The organism is Acetobacter sp. (genome assembly GCF_052102375.1).
Taxonomy (GTDB): Bacteria; Pseudomonadota; Alphaproteobacteria; order Acetobacterales; family Acetobacteraceae; genus Acetobacter.
In genome coordinates, this window is record NZ_JBQDXI010000010.1 from 72,219 (window position 1) to 91,929 (window position 19,711).

At 52.4% G+C, this 19,711-nt stretch carries 17 protein-coding genes and 1 pseudogene; 11 read left to right on the forward strand and 7 right to left on the reverse strand.

The genetic code is table 11. The features are described 5' to 3' along the window. The first annotated feature begins 77 nt into the window (after positions 1 to 77). The 10 genes from ACTIDN_RS06475 (at position 78) to ACTIDN_RS06520 (ending at position 11,736) form a co-directional block, all read left to right on the forward strand. Entirely contained in the window at positions 78 to 539 is a 462-nt protein-coding gene (locus tag ACTIDN_RS06475; protein ID WP_441376415.1) for a hypothetical protein, read from the forward strand. A gap of 92 nt (positions 540 to 631) precedes the next feature. Next, a complete protein-coding gene (locus tag ACTIDN_RS06480; RefSeq protein WP_441376416.1) occupies positions 632 to 913 on the forward strand; it encodes a hypothetical protein in 282 nt (93 codons plus the stop codon). A gap of 5 nt (positions 914 to 918) precedes the next feature. Beyond that, positions 919 to 1,650, forward strand: coding sequence for a hypothetical protein (locus tag ACTIDN_RS06485; RefSeq protein ID WP_441376417.1), 732 nt, complete (start codon positions 919 to 921; stop codon positions 1,648 to 1,650). Next, entirely contained in the window at positions 1,640 to 7,429 is a 5,790-nt protein-coding gene (locus tag ACTIDN_RS06490; protein WP_441376418.1) for a phage tail length tape measure family protein, read from the forward strand. Before ACTIDN_RS06485 ends, ACTIDN_RS06490 begins: the two co-directional genes overlap by 11 nt. A gap of 8 nt (positions 7,430 to 7,437) precedes the next feature. Beyond that, positions 7,438 to 9,027 (forward strand): hypothetical protein, encoded by a 1,590-nt coding sequence (locus tag ACTIDN_RS06495; protein ID WP_441376419.1) that lies wholly within the window; start codon positions 7,438 to 7,440, stop codon positions 9,025 to 9,027. Further along, entirely contained in the window at positions 9,027 to 9,830 is an 804-nt protein-coding gene (locus tag ACTIDN_RS06500) for a hypothetical protein (RefSeq protein WP_441376420.1), read from the forward strand. The genes ACTIDN_RS06495 and ACTIDN_RS06500 overlap by 1 nt, the downstream gene beginning before the upstream one ends. A 33-nt stretch (positions 9,831 to 9,863) precedes the next feature. Beyond that, the gene (locus ACTIDN_RS06505) at positions 9,864 to 10,151 is read left to right on the forward strand and encodes a hypothetical protein (protein ID WP_441376421.1); all 288 of its coding nucleotides are present in this window, start codon (positions 9,864 to 9,866) and stop codon (positions 10,149 to 10,151) included. A 78-nt stretch (positions 10,152 to 10,229) separates the two neighbouring features. Next, on the forward strand, positions 10,230 to 10,787 hold the full coding sequence (locus tag ACTIDN_RS06510) for a lysozyme (RefSeq protein WP_441376422.1): 558 nt from the start codon (positions 10,230 to 10,232) through the stop codon (positions 10,785 to 10,787). Further along, positions 10,787 to 11,476 (forward strand): hypothetical protein, encoded by a 690-nt coding sequence (locus ACTIDN_RS06515; RefSeq protein ID WP_441376423.1) that lies wholly within the window; start codon positions 10,787 to 10,789, stop codon positions 11,474 to 11,476. The genes ACTIDN_RS06510 and ACTIDN_RS06515 overlap by 1 nt, the downstream gene beginning before the upstream one ends. 80 nt (positions 11,477 to 11,556) lie before the next feature. Beyond that, entirely contained in the window at positions 11,557 to 11,736 is a 180-nt protein-coding gene (locus ACTIDN_RS06520; RefSeq protein WP_441376424.1) for a hypothetical protein, read from the forward strand. Between the two features lie 48 nt (positions 11,737 to 11,784). Here ACTIDN_RS06520 and ACTIDN_RS06525 read toward each other — a convergent pair whose 3' ends face one another. Continuing rightward, on the reverse strand, positions 11,785 to 12,471 hold the full coding sequence (locus ACTIDN_RS06525) for a hypothetical protein (RefSeq protein WP_441376425.1): 687 nt from the start codon (positions 12,469 to 12,471) through the stop codon (positions 11,785 to 11,787). 115 nt (positions 12,472 to 12,586) lie between these two features. Further along, complete coding sequence (locus tag ACTIDN_RS06530) at positions 12,587 to 12,775, reverse strand: hypothetical protein (protein ID WP_441376426.1); 189 nt, start codon at positions 12,773 to 12,775, stop codon at positions 12,587 to 12,589. Between the two features lie 1,405 nt (positions 12,776 to 14,180). Between ACTIDN_RS06530 and ACTIDN_RS06535 the strand changes: the two genes are divergently transcribed. Further along, a complete protein-coding gene (locus ACTIDN_RS06535; RefSeq protein ID WP_441376427.1) occupies positions 14,181 to 14,774 on the forward strand; it encodes a CatB-related O-acetyltransferase in 594 nt (197 codons plus the stop codon). Positions 14,775 to 14,909: 135 nt separating this feature from the next. Here ACTIDN_RS06535 and ACTIDN_RS06540 read toward each other — a convergent pair whose 3' ends face one another. The 5 genes and pseudogenes from ACTIDN_RS06540 to ACTIDN_RS06560 form a co-directional block, all read right to left on the reverse strand. After that, on the reverse strand, positions 14,910 to 15,107 hold the full coding sequence (locus tag ACTIDN_RS06540) for a hypothetical protein (protein WP_441376428.1): 198 nt from the start codon (positions 15,105 to 15,107) through the stop codon (positions 14,910 to 14,912). A 66-nt stretch (positions 15,108 to 15,173) separates the two neighbouring features. Continuing rightward, the gene (locus tag ACTIDN_RS06545; protein ID WP_441376429.1) at positions 15,174 to 17,120 is read right to left on the reverse strand and encodes a glycoside hydrolase family 66 protein; all 1,947 of its coding nucleotides are present in this window, start codon (positions 17,118 to 17,120) and stop codon (positions 15,174 to 15,176) included. After that, positions 17,111 to 18,196: a hypothetical protein gene (locus tag ACTIDN_RS06550; RefSeq protein ID WP_441376430.1), complete on the reverse strand. Its 1,086-nt coding sequence runs from the start codon at positions 18,194 to 18,196 to the stop codon at positions 17,111 to 17,113. Before ACTIDN_RS06550 ends, ACTIDN_RS06545 begins: the two co-directional genes overlap by 10 nt. Continuing rightward, entirely contained in the window at positions 18,193 to 18,780 is a 588-nt protein-coding gene (locus tag ACTIDN_RS06555; protein WP_441376431.1) for a hypothetical protein, read from the reverse strand. The genes ACTIDN_RS06550 and ACTIDN_RS06555 overlap by 4 nt, the downstream gene beginning before the upstream one ends. A 37-nt stretch (positions 18,781 to 18,817) precedes the next feature. Continuing rightward, positions 18,818 to 19,579, reverse strand: a pseudogene (locus tag ACTIDN_RS06560) (IS5 family transposase). Between the last annotated feature and the right edge of the window lie 132 nt (positions 19,580 to 19,711).

The window sequence follows — 19,711 nt, forward strand, 5'->3', positions numbered from 1 at the left end:
TTCATCGCTTCCACACAAGGCCGCATTACGCGGCCTTTTTTTGTTTCTTCTTTCCATATTTTTGAAGGGTTTTTCCCATGGCACGTCTTTCCCGCTTTACTCGTGACGGCAACGCTCTGAACAATGGTCAGGCCATTCTTGTCGGGCCAGAAGGTGAGCAGTTCACCATCACCACACGCGGGTTCACCGCAGATTATGCTGACCGTCTGGCCGCTTTGCAGCGTGCTGCTGCAATCAAAATCAACACAGGCTTGACCCCGGCCTCTCCTGACCGCGTTACGCCCGATACACTTCCGCCATCTGTTGCAGACAAATGCCAGGCGCAGGCACTTGCTGAAAAATGCATTCTTGGCGTTGCTGACCTTAAAAATGACGATGGCTTGGAAATGACGGTTGAGCAGTTCAAGGAAGCCGTCCAGCAGCGCGAAAATACCGGCCTGCTCATTATGGCACTTCAGGCCGCAGGCAGCGTTGGTCTCGCCCGTAAAGCGCTGGTTGAGGATGCGGAAAAAAACTTACCGCAGCCCTCAGTTGGCTGATTGATGATGCGCCCGTTGTCGCAAAATATAACGGGTGCCCCATTCCAGAATGGGATTGGCCTGCTGTCGATGCTCAGGCCCGCTATGTTGAAGTGCTGCCGTGGCTCATCACGCCATGGCGGTGCTGGAATGACCTGGCAGGGGAGCGGCTCCATCAGCCGGAAGTCATCGGCGCTGGTATGGGGGCCATACGCGGCTTTACCAAGCCTCAGCCGCTTCCTTATCGCGCCGTACAGGAATGGTGTGACCGCAACCGCCTGAATGGTGAAAACCGGGAATTTGTTATTGAATGCGTCAGCATTCTGGACCGGACCTACATCAGCCTGCGCAATGATCAGATCAAGCAGGATCTCGAAACAGCATTTAGAAAGTAAATCGCATGGCACGGCAGCGCATGGCTGAAGTCTTGTACGGTCAGGTTGCAACGATCCGTGCCAACACGCTGTCTTCTCCGGAATTGCGATCTCTGGCCGCAAATAGCTGCCGTGCTATGCGTGACAGCATCATTCAGGATGGACGCGCCTCATCCGTCTATCTGACCAGTGTTGATGGACGCTTTAGGGAGCGTGAAGAGACCGTCAGGCTAAACGGGGGCATGGTCCGCTATGTCTTCTCCTATCTTGCGCAAGCAGCGGCCTATGCTCTGTCTTACTGCAAAGACCGTTCTCCAGCTCGCAGCGGCGCTTTTCGTAAAGCATGGGTTGTGCGTGTGAACGATAAGCTCTGGACCCGTCCACTGGCCGCAATACAGCCGGGGCAAAAGGTCGAAATCGTCAACACCATGCCCTATGCCCGCAAAATCGACACAGGCGGTCAGATCACCAGTGTGCCGCCTGGTATTGTAGAGGCGGCCCGCCAAGCAACCCTACGCCAGTTCTCCACCCTGTCAGTGCAGCGCAAATTCATTGTGTTGACCGAGGGGCAGGACGCAAGAGGCGGTGCGTTGCCTTACGTCCTGAAGGCTCAGGGTATTGATAGCGGCCTGAGCTTCTCAAAAAAGACCGGCTTTGAGCGTCTGCGGCCTCGCAGCGTCACGCGCCGTAAAGACCGCGCCGCCGGTCAAGCCCTTACTTACCCCGCCCTTGTTCTGACGGAGACTGATGATGGCTAAAGCCAGCCAGGTGAATGAAATCATCACCAAATTTTTAGTTGAAGATCAAACCGGTCAGGCCGCCGCCAGTATTGGGTCTGCTTTAGACGCACTGACAGAAAAAGCAGACGCACTGGCAGATAGTGGGCAGCAGATAAGCGCTGATCTGGCCAAGGGTTTGAACACCGTTAAATCTGCCGTGCAGGACTCTGTTGCGTCTAGCCTATCTGGTGTCAGCAGGCTCATGGCCAGTACGGCCCACCTGTCTGACGGCATTGATCAGATCAGCCACAATATCAAAATCGGTGCGGGCAATGCTGAAAATGCTTTAACCGGTGTGCAAGAGGCTGCTGACCTCACCGCAAACTCTGCCTCAGCCATCAGCACGGCATTCAAAAACAGTCTCGGCGGAGCAAAAGGCTCTGCGTCTGACCTGATCACGGTCATGACGCAGGAGGCCGCTACAGTTGACAAAAGCTGGCAGAATGCTGCGGCACGGGCTGGTGATGGCGTTGCCAAGCTCCAGCGCCAGATCCGCCTTGCCCTTAATGAGTATGACCGTCTTAACGTGCGCGGGCAGGAAGCTGTAGCAAACGGTAGCACGCAACCGGCAGATGTTGACCGGACTTTAAGCGCAAAAAAACAACAGATTGACAGCCTCATCCAGCAGGAAGCCCGCCTTCGGGTAGACCTGGTAGCCACGGCAGATAGCTTCGCTAACATGGCTGAGAGCGGGGCCAGTGCAGGTGAAGTCACGTCCCGTCTGACTGCGGCACAAGCAGCAGAAATTCTATCTCTCCGCACCCTGAAAAGCGCCTATGATACGGGCAATTTGTCATTATCCGGGTATCAGAAGGGAGTGGAAGACGTCACGACTGCTTATGAAAGTCTGGGCACAGCAGCAAATGCCGCCTTGCAGCGTCTGTCTTCCGGTACACAGCAGAGAATAAACACTGTCACGGGTGTCTCAGCACCAACTCCGGATACGGACAGCCGTAAAGCCGACTTTGAAGCTGCTGCCGCAGAGGCAGACAAACTGCGGGCCGAGCTCGTCCCGCTTGCCGCTGCCCAGCGTGACTACGCAGCAGCACAAGAAAAAGCAGCACACGCCCTTGCCACTAATGTTATCTCTCAAAAAGAATATGATGACTATGTGAGCAAAGCCAAAACAACACTGGACCGGCAAAGCGCATCGCTCGGCGGCAACGGAACGGCAGCAAAGCTCACTGCGTTTGAGATGGGTATTCTGGCCGATGAAACCCATAAATTCTTTGACCAGGTGCTTGCCGGTGGCAGCGCCATGCAGGCTGCGTTCTATCAGGTGCCCAATATGGTGCAGGTCATGGGCGGCCTGCGGGCCAGCATTGGGCGTGTTGCCAGTGCGCTGCTTGGGCCGGGTGCCTTAATCGCTGGCCTTGCGGCTGGTGGTGTAGCGCTCGGCGCGATGGGATATGCAGCAGAGGAAGAGGAAGAGCGTCTGGCGGGTCTTGGCCAGCGCCTGCGGGCTACGCGGCAAGACTATTCCGATATTGCCACGGCGTCTGAGCAGGCGGCACGCAAACTGCATAAAGATGCAGATGGGCTTTCTTTGTCAGATAGCCGCACTGTCGTGCAAACCATTGTCTCTGTTCCCACTGTGGACCGCACGGAAATTTCCCGTCTGACAACAGACGCCCGGAATCTGTCCACCATTCTGGGCACCACTGTTCCAGATGCGGCAAAGACAATGGCGCAGGCCTTGCAAGATCCAGCCAAAGCGGCGCAGGACTTTGCGCAGCAGGGATTGCAGGGGTTTGATGCCGGTCTCATCCTGTCTGTGCAGCACATGCAGCAAATGGGCGACCGTACTGGGGCGCTGAGTGCTGTGCTCAAGACGCTGGAAGCCGATACGCAAGGCGCAGCAGACCGTGCGCTGACACCGCTTCAGCAGGCACTGAAAAAACTGAAGGATGAGACCGGCGGTGTCGGTGATGTTCTGACGTTCACGTTTGAGCATATCGGCAGCGGTATTGTCAGCATGGCTGCCACAAGCGTTAGCAAGCTTAATGAGATCATAGAGAAGCTTGAAAAGCTGAAATCCAGCACTGCGGTTTCCACCGTCTCTGGTTGGGGGTCATGGCTGTATGGTGAAGTAGAGGGCGCTGTAGAGCATCTTGTGCCTAGCACGCTTGCGCATGTCATGCAGCAGGGCAACACGCCTGACCCGCAGTTCAAAAGTCCAGCGGAAGCAGTCACTCCCAAAACTGTTACAAACCAGACAGATGCCCAAAGCGCTCAGGCGGCCAAGGCAATGCTGGACACAGTGGCCGCTGAGCAGGGTTTGAGCAGTGATGCGTCTTGGTTGCTGCACAAAATCCAACCGCAAGAAAGCAGCACAGGCCAGTATAAAGCCGGGCAGATCGTCAAATCATCTGCCGGTGCAATCGGGGCGTTGCAGGTCATGCCAGACAATGCGGCTGGTTTTGACCTGACGGATCTGCACGGCAATGAAAGTGCCGCAGCAAAGCTGCTCAAGGGCTATTATTCAAAATACGACGGTGATCTCACTCTCACCGCCATGGCTTATAAATGGGGGCCAAAAAATGTTGATAAATGGCGTCAGAATGGTTCTGACCCCAATGCGTTGCCGCAGGAGACACAGAACTATGTAGCCAATACAACAGAGGGAGCAGCCTACGGCCCGCAAACTCTGGCCAGTTTTCGCGCTCAATCTGATGCCTACATCAGCAAAGGGGATTCCAGTACAGCCGGGCAAATGGCTGACTTGCAGCGTACGTACGCAGGACAGCAAACCGCGCTGGATGCTCTCAATAAAGCTTACCAGGCGGGCGATCCACAGATTACGGATTATGCCGGGTCTGTAAAAATCCTGAAAGACCAGATGGACGCAACCAGCGCTGCCATCGCCAACCTGCGTAACCCTGTTGAAGAACTGGATCATACTCAGGATCTGGCGGCCCGCAGTGCTGCTGGGCTGACTGGCTATCAGCGGCAGATGATTGCCGTGGCCCAGCAGGTTGACCAAGCGCAGCTCTCTCTGAACGGCACGCACGCCACAGCAGCGCAGGTGCTTGCGGCTCAGGCACGGGCTGAGCAGATCCTTACGGAGCAGTGGCAGGCCGGGAATGCGGCCCTTGCCACACAGACTGAAGGGCAAGAGAAGGCAACTGCGGCTTATAAAGCGGGCAGCATGACGGCTGAGCAGGCCACTGCTTATGCTCAGGCTTACGCTGAGGCATCCAACAGTTTTGCCAAAGGCTCTCCGGAGTTCAGGCAAGCGATGGATACGCGGGTTGCTGCTATGTCAAAAGCGACAACAGCTCAAAAAGCTTTCCAGCTTGCCCAGCAAAATGACGGCTTGCGCGATAATCTGACGATGATCAAGTTAGAGACCGATAGCCTTGGCCAAAACGCGGATGAACGGAAAGTCTCTCTGGCTGTCATGCAGAAAGACCTGGAACTGCACCGCGAATATGGGGCGGTTCTGCCGGAAACGGCACAAGAAAACCTTGCTCTGACCCGCAGTGTGACGCAGGCAACTGCTGAATACGAGCACCAGCAGCAGGTTTTGCAGGATGTCACGGGCAGTTTGTCAAGCATGACAGACCAGCTCACAGACGGCATCACGCAAGGCTTTCTACAGGGCACCTCGTCCGGCATGTCGTTCAAGAATGTCCTGAGCGGCATTGAAACGCAGATAGCGGGCCTCGTCATCAAGATGGGCCTCATTAATCCGCTACTGAACGAGATTGATGGCAAAGGCCGTGATACGCTCTCAGATGTTAATAAGCTGTTTTCCGGCTCATCGTCTGATAGTGGCTCAGGCGGTCTCAGTCAATATCTTGGGGGCAGCCGTGCTGGCGTAACAAGCTCTGGTGAGGTCGTGGGCAGCTCGGGCCTGACGGTAAAAGAGGCGCAAAGTTTCTTTGGTGTTGGCACAAATGCTGGCTCAGGAGTGGGAAGCTCTGGCCTTACCCCACAAGAGGCTCAGAGCTTCTTTGGGTCTGGCACAAGTGCTGGGTCTGGGGGTGCTGCTTCAATTCTGGGGGATATTGGCTCAGCCGCAAATTTTGCAGGGAACCTTGAGGGGAAGACTGCTTCCAGTTCGGGGTTTGGTAGCAGCCTAGGCCTGCACTCCTTTGGGGACGGCATAGAGTCAGCAGGCACCTTGGGTGGCGCTGCCACCATGGCCGTGGGTGACATTGGCGGTGGCTTGGCTGGTTACAGCGTGGGCAAAAAAGCATCTAAACTAACTGGCGGCGGAAAAGGAGGGCAGATAGGCGCTGCTGTTGGTGCGGGTATTGGGGCTGTCGTCGGCGGGATGTTTGGCCCATTGGGGTCCATGATCGGCGGCACAGTTTTAGGTGCAGTCGGCGGCGTGATTGGCGGCTTGTTCAACAAAAAGCACTATGTCTATGACAGTGTGGTGGGTTCAGACGGTCAGCTCAGCATCGGCGGCTCACGCACGAAACATGCGTCTGATGATGTGCGTGACAGCCTGCAAACCGATCTGGATACAGTCAACTCTGTCTACAGTGATGCCGGTATTACAGTATCTGCTGGGGACTACGGCGAAGTCGGCCATTATCACAAAGGCAAAAAGCGCAGCAGCACGTCTCTCTCTGACTTGCTGGGCGGTGTTGATCTGAGCAGCGACAAGGCGAATGAAAACCTCGCTCTGAAACAGATCATGCCGAAAAAGTTCGATAGTATCAGTGACTACACACAGGCCGTTGAAAGCATTGTGCAGCTCACGGATACACTCGATGCGTTGCATGTCTCTGTGAGTAAATTTGATGATGCAACGCATGTGACAGTCGGCAATATCACCGGCTACACTGGCGATGTTCAAAAAGTGCTGTCAGGCTTGAACGGCAAGGAAATTTCCACCTCTGCCCTGCAATCTGAAATCAGCACAGTAAAAGAGCTGGTGGGGGTCACTGCGGGCAATGCGGAAAGTCTGGTCGATCAAGTTGCAGATCTGCGGGACAAATATGCACAGGCTGCTGATCAAGCAAAACGCTATGGGCTGGACTATCAGGTCATCCTTGATAAAGGGAACGCGATAGCACAGCAGATGCTTGCGGCTGAGGCAACAAAGCTCACGCAAGCGGACCAGTCAGTTCAGGCCCGCTATTTGGCGGCAATCGGGGATCAGGCTGGATCTGATCTTGTGAATTTCGATGTGTCTGCGGCCCAGCAACGCCAGCAGCTTAGTGATGAGTGGCAAAGCTATCTAGGTGATAGTTATGCATCAAATGCTGATTACTCAGCGCAAATGCTGGATCTTGACAAAACACTTGCTGCTGAAAGGCTTAAAATTCAGAACACATACTCAGAACAAAGTCTAGCAAACCAGAAACAGGCGCAGCAATCGCTATCGAGTACGTTCGATAATCTGCGGGATTATGCGCAGGGCTTATCTTTGTCTGACGCATCTCCTCTCTCGGTTTCTGACCAATACAAAGTTGCAAACGACAACTTGCAGACTGACTATGGCAAGGCTTTGGGTGGTGACAGCACTGCGCTGGCTTCTGTCCAGAAAGATATGCAATCTTTCTTGAGTATATCTGAAAAATTGAATGGCGGTGGAATTGGTTATGTCACGGATTACAAACAAATCCAGACTATGCTGCAAAGTCTTGGCAGTATGAATACTGACAAACTGACAGCAGATGCCATGCGTCTGATTGTACAGGACAGCACGACAACACTTGCAACAATTCTTCAGCAGATATTGCAGGCTGTTGCAAAAAACACCACGGAGCTCAGGTTCCAGTCCGCTAAAGCAGCAGCATAAGGGGAGCCATGCAGCAACGTGCTTTTATGGGGTCGCTCTCAGTATTGGGGGCGGCCTCTTATTTTTCTGATACCGGCTTTGTCGATACGCAAGCTGGTATCAGCTACCCGCCCATCTTATCAGAATTACCGGATGTTGACCGGGAACTAGACATCTCGCTGTCTGGCAGCGGTATGACACAGTCATTCGGGCAGTTGACGCTGAATCTCGATGCAGGTGTGTCTGATGCGTTTAATGTGCGCAACCATACGGCACAAATTAGCCTCAAAACCGGCCTGCGCACCTATGATATGGCGCGTGGGTGGTGGTCTGATCCTGCGTTGAGTGGCTGTGTGCCCCTCTTTTCAGGGTCGGCAACCGCATGGCGTGTGGGAGATACACAGGGCACGCTGACACTGGTCGGTCCCATTGAGCTAAGCCGTAAATTGCCTCTGGCAACCTATGCTGGCACAGGCGGGATTGAGGGAGGGGCAGGCCTGACGGGCCGGGTAAAGCCGCGTCTGCGGGGCTTTGCCTACAACTTCACGCCTGTTTGTGTGGATAGCATTAATCAGATTTACCAGATCTCTGATGCGCCGCTCCAGACAACATCTGATGGTTCGCCAAACCTCACTGTTTTGGAAGGTGGCCTTCCGGGTAGCTGGAATGACGCCTCAACAGCGGGCAGTTGGTCATATCATGGCTGGGTCAGTGACATTACTGCTGCCAGCCCGCCAGCAGGGCACTACACAATCGAAAGTGGGAAGCGGGGTTCATTTTTTCGGTTAGGCGGCACGCCTGTTTACGAAATCACCTGTACGGGGTCTGGTGCGTTTTCTGACTACAACAGCCCCCATAGGCTGCATGATGTTGTGCGGCAGGTTCTGATACAAGATGTTAGGATAGCGGCAAGCGCTCTCGCGCCTGATTGGTCAGACCCATTTGACCAGAACGGAAAAGCAGTTGTGAGCGATGCGGGGTGTTTTTGGGATGGCAGCCAAAGCTATACCGGTTCCGACATGCTGGCAGATCTGTTGCAAGGCACAATGCGCAAGCTGACGTATGACAGAGACGGCACGTTGCGGCTTATCGGGATTACAGCAGCATTTTTAAGCCAGCCTATCTTCAAGGGTGCGAAAAATGCCATCTTGCCAGAAGAAATTCTAACGCTTCGGCAGGCTGATATGCCGTCTGAACTGGTCCTGCCGTTGACATGTGGCCGGTGTACATACGCCAGAAACTACACCGTGCTTTCTGGTAACCAGATCAACCCCAGCGCTATCAGTTCGGCCCTTAAAACTGCATGGTCTGCTGTAACAGTTGGCACTGACAGCCCTACAGCGGAAGTTGTGAGCCCGCCAGACGTTTTAACCTCGCTGCAATCTGCTGATGCGGCGCGTGTTGTTGCACAGGCCATAAACGACCTTTGGGCAAAAGCTGAGCGGCGTCTGTTTTATGTCACGGTGCCCTTCCATCGGTTAGCCGATTTTAAAATAGGATCAAGCATGGTGCTTTTTGCAAATGTGGATGGCCTGAGAAATGGATTACCGGGGCTTGTGGTCGGTGAGTCCTATCGCGGGTCGAGCGATGGCGAAATAACATTCACGGTGTTGGTATAATGGCAAATTGTGCGTTTGGGCTGCATAATAAAGTGACCGAGGCAACCCTGACGGGCAGCCCGCCACGTTACACAGCATCCGCAGGTAGCCGTGCTTTTGATGTAACTAATTTGGCAAACCCACAGGGCAACGCAACAGCCGCGTTCTGGTGCTACAAAAAAGATATGGTCTGGTTTGATGCTGCTTACTGGCCAGCAGAGCCGGTTCAGGCCTTCTATGTTGGGCGTACAAATCTGGGACAGGGGGCAACCTGGACCATTACGGTCAAAAACGGAGACACACAGGTTTATCAGGCATCAGGTGCCTTTGCGACGTTAGGCAGTATTGGTCCTGTCCAGTTGGTGCATGTCGCGCCACAACCTATTTCTGCCACGGATATTCGGGTGGAAATCAACCACAATGGCAGCGTTTCTGAGGACTATGTGGCGCTTGGTCTGGCCTACATAGGGCCGCTTTGGCAGCCGGTGCGCAACATGAGTACCAAAAGCACAACGGCGGTTGACGCTAACAGCACAGTCAACACAGGCCGGTCTGGGGGAGAGTTTGTCACGCCCAATTTTATCCGGCGCAAAGCGGTTGTAACGCATGAATCCTTGGATCTGGCAGACGTGCCGGTTCTGGAGCAATTCCCGCTGTTAGAAGCCTCTGGCGCCAACATTCTGTTTATTCCGGACCCGGCAGCAGACCCGCCAACGCTAAACCTGCGCACCTTATTTGGCCGAGTGCAGCGGGGTGACTTGTCAAACCCTTACGGTGCCGCAGCGCGGCAACAAACCACATTTACCATCACCGAGCGGCTTTAAGCCGCTTTTTTTGTGCCTGAAAGACCAAAAAAAATGCCTGACATAACTGTCCCGCAAGATCCGTTTATCACGCGGTCAGAGTTCGCAATGATGGATCTGCATGTGCGCGGCCTGCAAGCAGATGTGACAATGCTGAAAGCATATCACGTTGAAACAAAGTCAGATCTTGGAACTATCAAGAGCGGTATTTCGACAATCAAGGCAGAACTCAAAACAATGCGCGGCTGGCGACAGTTTCTAGTAACTGGCGGCATCGGTGTTGGTTGGGGGCTAGTTCAAGGGGTCATGCACATGCTGGGAGTTGGTACCGCACCGCCTTAATTTTTTTATCAGCTCAGAATAAGTCCACGCCCCCACAGCCGCGCATATCGCGGCTTTTTTATTTCCGGAAAAGAAAAAATGAATGATGAACGCGCAATCGCGGCAGGGCTTGCACGCGAATTTGAGGGTTGTTCTCTCAAGCCCTACCTATGCCCCGCAGGCTATTGGACTATCGGCTGGGGCAATCGTGCTCTGGCCAACGGGTCCGCCGTCACAGCGCACACGCCCGTGATCACACAGGCCTACGCAGATGCGCTGCTGAACAGCACTATTGCGGCATTGCAGATCAAACTGCGTCAGATGATGAAAGTGCCGCTCTCTGCAAAGCAGGAAGGCGCTCTTCTTGATTTTCAATACAACCTCGGCACAGCCGCCCTGTCCGGCTCAACGCTGCTGCGGCTTCTCAATGCCCGGCAATACAGTGCGGCCGCAGATCAGCTCTTGTTCTGGAACCATATGCATCAGAACGGGCGGCTGGTTGTCAGCCCCGGTTTAACGCGGCGCAGGCACGCTGAGTGGCTGTTATTTAACGGCTTATCAAGCCCAGTACGGCCCCCTGTCTCAGCACCAAGCCCCACCAACTCAACAGAAACATTGAACGCAGCCAGTCTGGCGCGTGCAAAGGAACTTGCATAATGAAACTCGGAAAAATCGGTGCTTATGTGCGTCAGCCTACTACTCTCATCGCTGTAGCGCTCACGCTCGGCACCGGCATTGCGGCATGGTTCGGCGCATTGCCCGAATCCGCCTCTGTTGCACTGCTGGCAGCAGCCGTGCCGCTACTGATCAGCGACAACAGTAGTGCTCTTTCTAAAGCCTTTTCTGACCGCGATACTCTTGCGGGCTTGGTCCATGCCCTCACCACGCATGAAAATATCGGTCCAGAAGCCACAAAAATCGTGGCCGAGGCTGTTCCCGGTGGCGCTCTGATTGCTGCTGCTGCATCTGCTTTAGTAGTCCAGCAGGGTGTGCAAAGCACGGAAAAGAAGGCCGCAGCAAGCACGGGTGCCGCTCTGTTGCTGCTGGGTGTTATGTCTACCGGACTGATGGCTTGCAGCGCAGATCAGGTTCTTCAGCGCAAGCAGGCGGTTTACACGTTAGATCAGTCTTACGTTATCGCAGCGCAGCTCGCTGTAGCATATGAGAAAAACCCGGCAGCAGATCCAGCTGTTGTGAGCAAGATCAAGTCTTCATTCATCACCGCGCATGATCAGATTGCCCCGCTCGTGAAAGCAGCCAAGGCGGGCGACCCGCTCACGCAAGCAGAAATTGAAGCGGCTCAAGATGCATTCCGTGCTGCCTCAGCCCTTTTGCCCGCTCACTAATCCGTCCAAGTCACGGGGCCGGATGACCTGCCCCGCAACACTGCCATGCATATTTGTAGGCATTAGAGAAAGCAAAAATCATGAACTACGTTTCTATCGCTGTTTCTGCTATCGAAGCCCTGGCGCAAGCAGCGCCCGTCATCATTGATGACATCCGCAAAATTCTGGCCCCGATCAAAGAGGGCCGGGAGCCTACGGCGGAAGAGTGGGATGCTGCGCAGGCAGCGCTTGATGCTGCTAATGCCGCAGTGCAAAATTAGCAGAGTTACCAGAGGCCTGCACTTAAAGGTGAGGCCTCATTAATTCTATTAATCTACGGATCCCTGATTAATGAGATTTCTCTTGCTTCTTAATTCTTCTTTTTCGCGAAATTTCTGGAGCATTTTCTCATACAAACCACCATTATCAAGCATAACAGCCTCTACGACAAAAGCGGGAACTTGCAACTGGCAAGATAAATCATCTGCCGAAATGCTACCTTGACGATAATCATTGAGATATTTTTCACGCAACGTAGGAGGGATGAGTGCCATATATGCCTTCCACCGCGCTTCTCCTTCTGCCTTATATGGAGCGGATGAAAACTCGGATGTTGGCTGAGACGCTATTTCCGCCAAAAGCTTAGACACGGTTTCTCGACTTCCAGCACGTTCATCTGAACTATCAAAAATGTGCATCAGCTCTTTAGTAGAAACCAGCCGACGAAACGGGAGATTATCTTTTGTTTTATACTCGTTTAAATAAACTATCGCATCCCGGTATGGCTCGTCGTAGGGGCTAGTACGCTCCTCATCAAGCCATATAAAATTACCTGCCTGAAGACGATTTGTGGGATCAGGAATATACCTAAAGGTAATTTTCCCAACCTCTGAACAATACAGATTGATAACCCGAAGAATCGTGGAAATCTTAACAGCTGGGGCTGGGGCTGGGGCTACACTTAACAATGCAGCATGCGTTCGTTCTAAATCCATCAAAAAGCGATAAAACGACAAAACCCTCTCCCCTATCATAACGAGCACATTGCATACTCGTTAAATACAGAGGAAAGGGTTAAGCGTAACCTAAAGTAAAGGTCAAGATGGCAAAGTCATTTTAAGTTAGATGTTATTACGCATCCACATCGACAATGCTATATTGATCGTCATTCATCGTTTGAAAACAGACTGCTATCTGCTCTGAGAGACCTTCAACAGTCGCAGTTGCATCGAAGAAAAACTTTACATCTAGAGCCTGCCGTCCCCCTTCCGGGAACAGAAGGCCCAGAGCTTGTTCTAGTTGAGTGGTCATTGTTGACACGGCAGGCATCTCCTATTGAGGCGCGGTACGCAAGAATTACGGGTCATGATAAGCATTGTGAGCTGCGCAATTGGGCTTTTATATGATCATAGACTTATGGCTTCCACATATTCGCAATGATCGAATTAATCCCTCAGTTCTTCACAGCTACGGTTCCTCTATTAAGCTTAGACACGGCTCTCTATATAACGTAGTACGCTTGTCAAGGGTTTCAAGACAAGTCGCCTTCCCGTTTTATTCGCGTGTCAAGCTTAATTTGATCCTATACAGATTTAACTCATTAGGACAACAGCTTCTGGGAATATCTTAAGTTAAATTTTTAAACCTCAATGGAATCATGCATTTGCTTCAAGTTCAATTTATCGTTCCTGTCTATCAAACTGGAAACAGATGACTGGATTTTGCCTATATTTTTCTAATGATTAGGTGGAAAGTATATAGGAGCTACTTCAAAAAAGAACATTTTTAACAATTCTGAAACATACTTAGAGGGCTTCTCTGCCACGATTCCCTAAAAACTATAAAGAGCCCTCGCAAGACCAAGCCCCCTGTCTAATAGATCAAAAAGGTCTCTTAAGATCGTCTCCTCACAAATCGGGTGAGGCCTATCTTTGGGTATCCGCCCGTATAAACCCCTTTTTCCTATGGCCCATAACTAAAGCACAAAAGGACGTTCACCGCCCCGATTTACCTGTTTGTTGATCCGAAAATAACTTTCTATGGAGCAATCAGTTATTAGGGCGATGGAGTAATATAAAGGGGAACGAGATATGAAAGTCAGACTTTTTTAGGGGGTATGGTTGGGGGTACTTTTCTTTGTTCCTCCTAAAATATCTATTTATATCAGATGCATATTAAATTTATTTTAGTCCTTTCGGGTCCACCAATCAAGAAATAAATGCATATAAAGCAATAACTTATTAGATTAATTTGCCCATTAAAGCTGCGGGGCCAGTGGGTATATCCCTCCCCCCCCCTTACATCCTAGCACGCGCATAAACCTTGACATGGTCGCTCTATTTGCTCTCATTATGGGAGCAGGAGTATGAGGGCATACACAGGGGATCAGACCACATGATTCGCCTCACCAGCAGTAGATGCTGGTGAGGGGCCTATTGGTATGTCAGACCTACTGGATCTGTGCAGATCTAGCCATAGGCGTTCGCGTCCGGCTTCATCTTTTATCTTGCAGAATGTGTCGTGAGCCTAACTTTCCTATATTCAGGAGCTAGAAATAAGAAAGAAGAAACTGTATCATTAATATATGGTCGGTGAAGCATGCCTCATTCATGTAACTAGAGCGCCTCAATGCTCATTCTGTGAGTAATTGCAGGATTTCATTTCATGCCTATTACGGAAAATCTTACCAGCCATTGTGCAAGATGAACAAAAAAAGGCTTAGGTAATGTTACATCGTAAAAATATCTTCCAATTGCTTTTACGTCATTCTTTGGCATACAAAATTGAAGAGTGGGGTTGGGAAATTGGAGATCACTCATATGGTGCAGAAGGTTCACCAATTGTAATCGAAGAAAAATATGCTCGTCTACGTATTGGAAAATATTGCTCTATAGCCAGAGAGGTCTTGATGATCTTGGGCAATCATCGTTCAGATACGGTGACTACTTACCCTTTTAAAGATATTTCTTTTGCATGGCCGGAGGCTGCTGATGCCACGGATGACCATTCTACAAAAGGTGATATTGTTATCGGGAACGATGTTTGGATTGGTGCGCGGGCCAATATTATGTCGGGGGTGACTATCGGTTCCGGTGCGGTTATTGCGGCAGCGGCCGTGGTGACCAAGGATGTCCCGCCTTACGCTATCGTGGGAGGCAATCCAGCCCATGTTATCAAATATCGTTTCCCCGAGAAAACCATCGAGCGTTTGCTTGCCATAGCATGGTGGGATTGGCCCGAAGCTCTTATAAGGGAAAGAATGCAGCTTCTGATGAGCGACAACATAAATGGCTTCTTACAGGCCTATGAAATTAATTAAAGTTTTCTTTTTTTGGGATTGGTTTTGAATATTTCAGATTTTATAATCCTGAAACTATGCCGTTTTACTGAATACTTCTAGATTTATTACCTATGACTGTGAAGCCTCTCGCAAGGAAGGCTTCAACATACCCGATCATGATGCCTGAATAGCCGCATTGTCTGCCGTGCACTTGGCAAACAGTGCTGCAATCTGGTCAGCAGTCGGGCCGGTTTTGCTTTTGCTCTGCTCCAGAGCGCTAGTCACGGTCTCGTAAACCTCTGGGCCGTATTTTTCAGCAAGGCCGACAACGGTGGCGACTACGCCGAGATCTGCCCCGCATGAATTGCTCATGCAGAGGAGACATCAGATAGAGGCCGCATGTACACACAGACAGAGGCGGCCTGAAGGTTTTAAAGCCTACGGCGTTCCATAATCGCTCCCTGCAACACCATTCTCAAGCCAGACCATGTCCCAGTATTTCAGGGATGGGAGTGTGAATGTGATGAAGCCGCCGGATGCATCAGAGCCCGTTGCATAAGTCAGCTTCACCGGAGCCCCATGGTTCACGTCCGGGCTGGCTGTGTAGAGGTCACCAAGCGTTCCGCCTGACGTGTAGTACATCTTGACCTGAAGCGCGCCGGTGGCTGTCGGTGCGGCTGCATTGGCCGCGTTGTCATTCACGTCTGAAAACGAGGTCGCGCTCATCTGCTGGTAATTGAGCAGGTGCAGGATATCGAAACCACTCCGATGGTTCTGGAAGAGCCAGACCTTGCCGGCTGCCGCAGTCGTGCTGCCCGTAGCACCTGACGTGATGGATGGAACTGCTGCGGCCGAGGCGCTGATGTTCAGCCGCAGCAGTTTCTCATAGGCCACGCCAAAAGTCTGGTAGTCATACTCACCCTGCACCATGTCGGGGTTTGGACTGAGCTGGTTTCCGACAGGGAAATCATCATTACTGATGAAGCGCGCCCCATCCCCGGGGTTCTGCTGGCCATCGACAATCCAAGCGTGATGCGCGCCAGTCGCAAGCATTGCCGCTTCCTGATAGAGGACGCCGGGCGTGTTGAAGGTGCACGCGATGGGGCCACCATTGATGGTGCATGACTTTGACGCACCAAGCGTCTTGTTCATGCCCATATCCCAGTCGAGACCAATGTTGTTGGGGGTTCTGTGCGCCCACCCCCAGATCTGCCGCGCCTTGGTCAGGAAGTCACCAAAGTTTCCAATATCAGATGGATTATTCCAGCGTTCTACGAAATGATAAGTTTCGCGTCCTGACTGAACGAGATCCTGCTCATTGTACGAACCTGCCGGGTTTAAGACCATTGGGCCGTTCACATACCCCTGAACCGTCTTCAGGAATGTGGAATATGTGGTGTCCATTATGATCCGGGACGCTTCCCAGTTCCAGAGCGCGGTATTGATCGTGCCGAACGTATCAATAAACATGCCATCAAATCCAAGACGCTGGCGCATTAACTCAGCTTGTTGACCCCAGTATGCCTGCCAATCCTTATTATTCGGGTCCATGTAAGCTATTTTGTCGTTGAATTTTAGCAGATCAGAAACCGTACATGATGACCCGCACGCTTTTGTAAACATCCCCCATGATAATTGCGCCCCTGATCCGTCGCGTGTAAACCCGGGAGAAACCCCATAATTGGCAGCATAGATCGGCATATACATCAGCGTACCCATACGAAGGGTTTTTGCTGCTGATATATGGCGCTTTATCAAATCCGTGCTGATAGTCTGTCCGTCACCATTGACCCATGACAGAGTGTCAGTCCACGGCTTATGCCAGCGGTAGAGCATGTTGTAGAATTGAAGATTGTTGCAATGATAAGCGTTGAGGCTCTGCAAATCCTGCTGCGGCGTACCGAACAAATTCGGCTTCCAGCCACCCCAGTCCGTATATGTGCCAACAACCCAGCACTGCCGAGGGTATGTCCACCAGTCGGTAGAGAGGTCAAACGCCCCTGCTTCCTGATCAAGCTGATGGCCGTTCTGGTCCGCTGCAACCAAAGTGACCAAATACCCCTGCCAGTTGGTCCGGCTCGATGGAAAGCGCAACTCTGTGATTATCAGCCCGCCTGCCGGGAGCGCAGTCACCGCAACCGACACCGGCTGGCCCACCTGCACACCACGCCCTGATACTGTCCCCGTCACAGTTCCCGTAAACGGCGCCCCTGTGCTGTTGGACAGAGTGACGAGCATACGTATCTGCTCGCCTCCCCGGTACCGTGAGAAATCAGTATTGATGGACCGGATAAGCGGGCCGGATAAATGCGGGTCAGCATGTGCCGTCAGGGGAGCAGCCGCCAAAAACCCCAAAAATATGGCCAGTCGCTTGATCATCTGCATGCGCTATCGCTCCGATAGATATCGCCTGCATCATCGACACAGACAAAATGAGCGCCAGTTAAGGGCGCGGATGTCAGCATACCGCTATTTCTGAGAGGACTGGAAACATTAACATAGCCCGTCCCTGCTGCTTCGATATTGAGCCAACTGTTCCCGACCTGTGACGCAATATACATGTTCGCATATTGATCCTGCCAGATAGAGGCAGGGTTTGTTTGACCCGGCCCAAAGAAATCCAGAACAGCACCATTCGTGCCTCCTGATGCGGTCCCATGCAGCTGCACATGGTTACCGTAAAGCGCGATACCCCCAGTCCCGTTCGAATAAATTGACGTGCTGCCGTTTGTGGACCCCGGAGACATGTAGAGACCGCCGCCAGTATCCTGCCAGAGAGAGGCTGGAATACTATTGCCCTGCCCGTACAGGTTGATCTTGGCGGCTCCTCCTGCGCCCGTATCATGCACTTCCAGAGCGCCGTTCGCAGTGTAGAACTCGAAACGCGTATTGCTTGAATTTGTCGAGAAATTCGCGTTTCCATCAGGGTCCTGCCAGAATGTCACAGGGTTTGATGAGAGCGTGGATTGCAGCGTAAGTTGCGGTGACGATGCGCTCCCAATCGTCAGGCCACTGGATACCGTGATGTTCGGGGCCAGATACAGATTGGGCCACGTCCCCAGAATATCCCCCGCCAGAGGCTGACCGAACACACCGTTGGGCGTGGTGATGGGGACTGTAAATGTGCAACCCGTTGGAACTGCTCCATTGCGCGTGCAGGACAGAACGGAATTGACCGCTGACTGCGCATCGTTCACCGTGTTCAGGTCAAACGTTCCATTGTTGTTTGTCCACCGCCAGCGCCCCAGATCAGCAGAAGCCGTGGTATCCACGTTATCAACGCTTGGTGTTGGCCCGGAGATTGTGGGATTGCTCACCACCGGCTTGTTCACATCAGCCTTTGTCGCCATCGCTGCGTTCAGTCCGGTAGGACCCTCAAGCGTAACCCTGCGGTTCATTTCCGGGACAGACTGAGCCAGAGAGGGCAGTAAGGCCCCAATCAGGACTAGAATTTTCCTCATAGTTTCTGTGCCTCCAATCCGGGCCAGTAAAACGGGTTGTTGAGCGGCGTCAGGATTGCTGGCACGCCGAGGGTTGGCACTTGCAGATTGGCCGAGCGAATAGTGGCAAGCGCGGCCTTTGCTGAGGCCACAACCGTGGGAGATGCTTCCTGTCCGTAAGAGGGTGCTATCCGTGCGGCCACAGACCACATCACGGCGTCCCAGTATTCAGGCGGAAGGTTGATGGCATCCGTCGCCTTCAACGTCGTGGGCAAAACCTCTGGCACGATAATGTGGAATTCCCACGCTCCAGCCTGAGGAATTGGCCATGGGCGGAACTCGCCCTGCGGGAAAGCCGGGTTGTAATAAAAGCAGCTCGGCCACGTTTTCAGGCCCTTGAGACTGATGCCCGCATAGTCTTCGTAGGAGGGAATGGGCGTCAGGGAGTAATCGATCGGGTTTCCGGTTGATAGGCCATCTGAGCCGGTATCAAAGTCACCCCCGTTAAAGTCCATGCCCGAGAAATCGCCATCCTGAGAAGCGCTCGTGCCTCCTGTAAGCAGACGCGCATAGGCCGCAACCACCTGAGTAGGCCGAACGGGCATGTCGATATCGCCGCCGGGGCCAATATAGGCTCAGGACTCATTCTTTAAGATAGAAGGTAAAGCTTGCTGCAATGTGGCTTGCGGACATGAAGGTATGAGCGCAGCGGTCGTATCGCGTTGCCTCCCATCGCCAGTCTTTCAGCTTTGCGAACATATTTTCGATCAGATGGCGCTTTTTATACAGATGCCAGTCGTAAGATGGCTTTGATGTCCTGTTTTTCTTTGGCGGAATACAGACGTTGATGTTCCGGTCTGCGAGAGACTGCCTGATTTTATTGCTGTCGTATCTCCGATCACCGATGACTTCCTCTGTCTCATCCGACAGCTCTGCCAGCAGCACATCAGCACCTTTGAAATCACTGACCTGTCCAGCAGTCAGATGAAGGCGGATAGGTCGGCCCTGATCATCGCACACGGCATGAAGTTTTGAGTTCAGGCCACCTTTTGTCCGTCCGATATGGCGGGGAAAAGCTCCTTTTTGAGCAGGGACGCCGATGTCCGGTGTGCCTTGAGGTGTGTTGCATCGATCATCAGACGCTTCGAATGTCCAGCCTGTTCTGTCAGAGCGACAAAGATCCTGTCAAAAACACCGATGCGGCTCCACCGGATAAAGCATTTATACAAAGTCTTGTGTGGACCATACGCTTTCGAAGCTCTTTCCACTGAAGACAGTTACGGATGGACATAAACTATCACACTCAGAACAGCCGGTCATCCACGCGGGGCACTCCGTGCGGCAGAGGAAAAGCGGCTCAATCCGCTTCATCTGCCTCTCAGATAGCATAAACACATCATTCACAGGCCCACCCTCCATCGGTAAGCCTGTGAAACACAACCATTCGCTCAGTTCAATAAATTAATAGGTCCTGAGCCTAGCACTACAGTTGCATTTTATGTTGAGTTCTGAATTTATGGGTAACCATGATTCAGG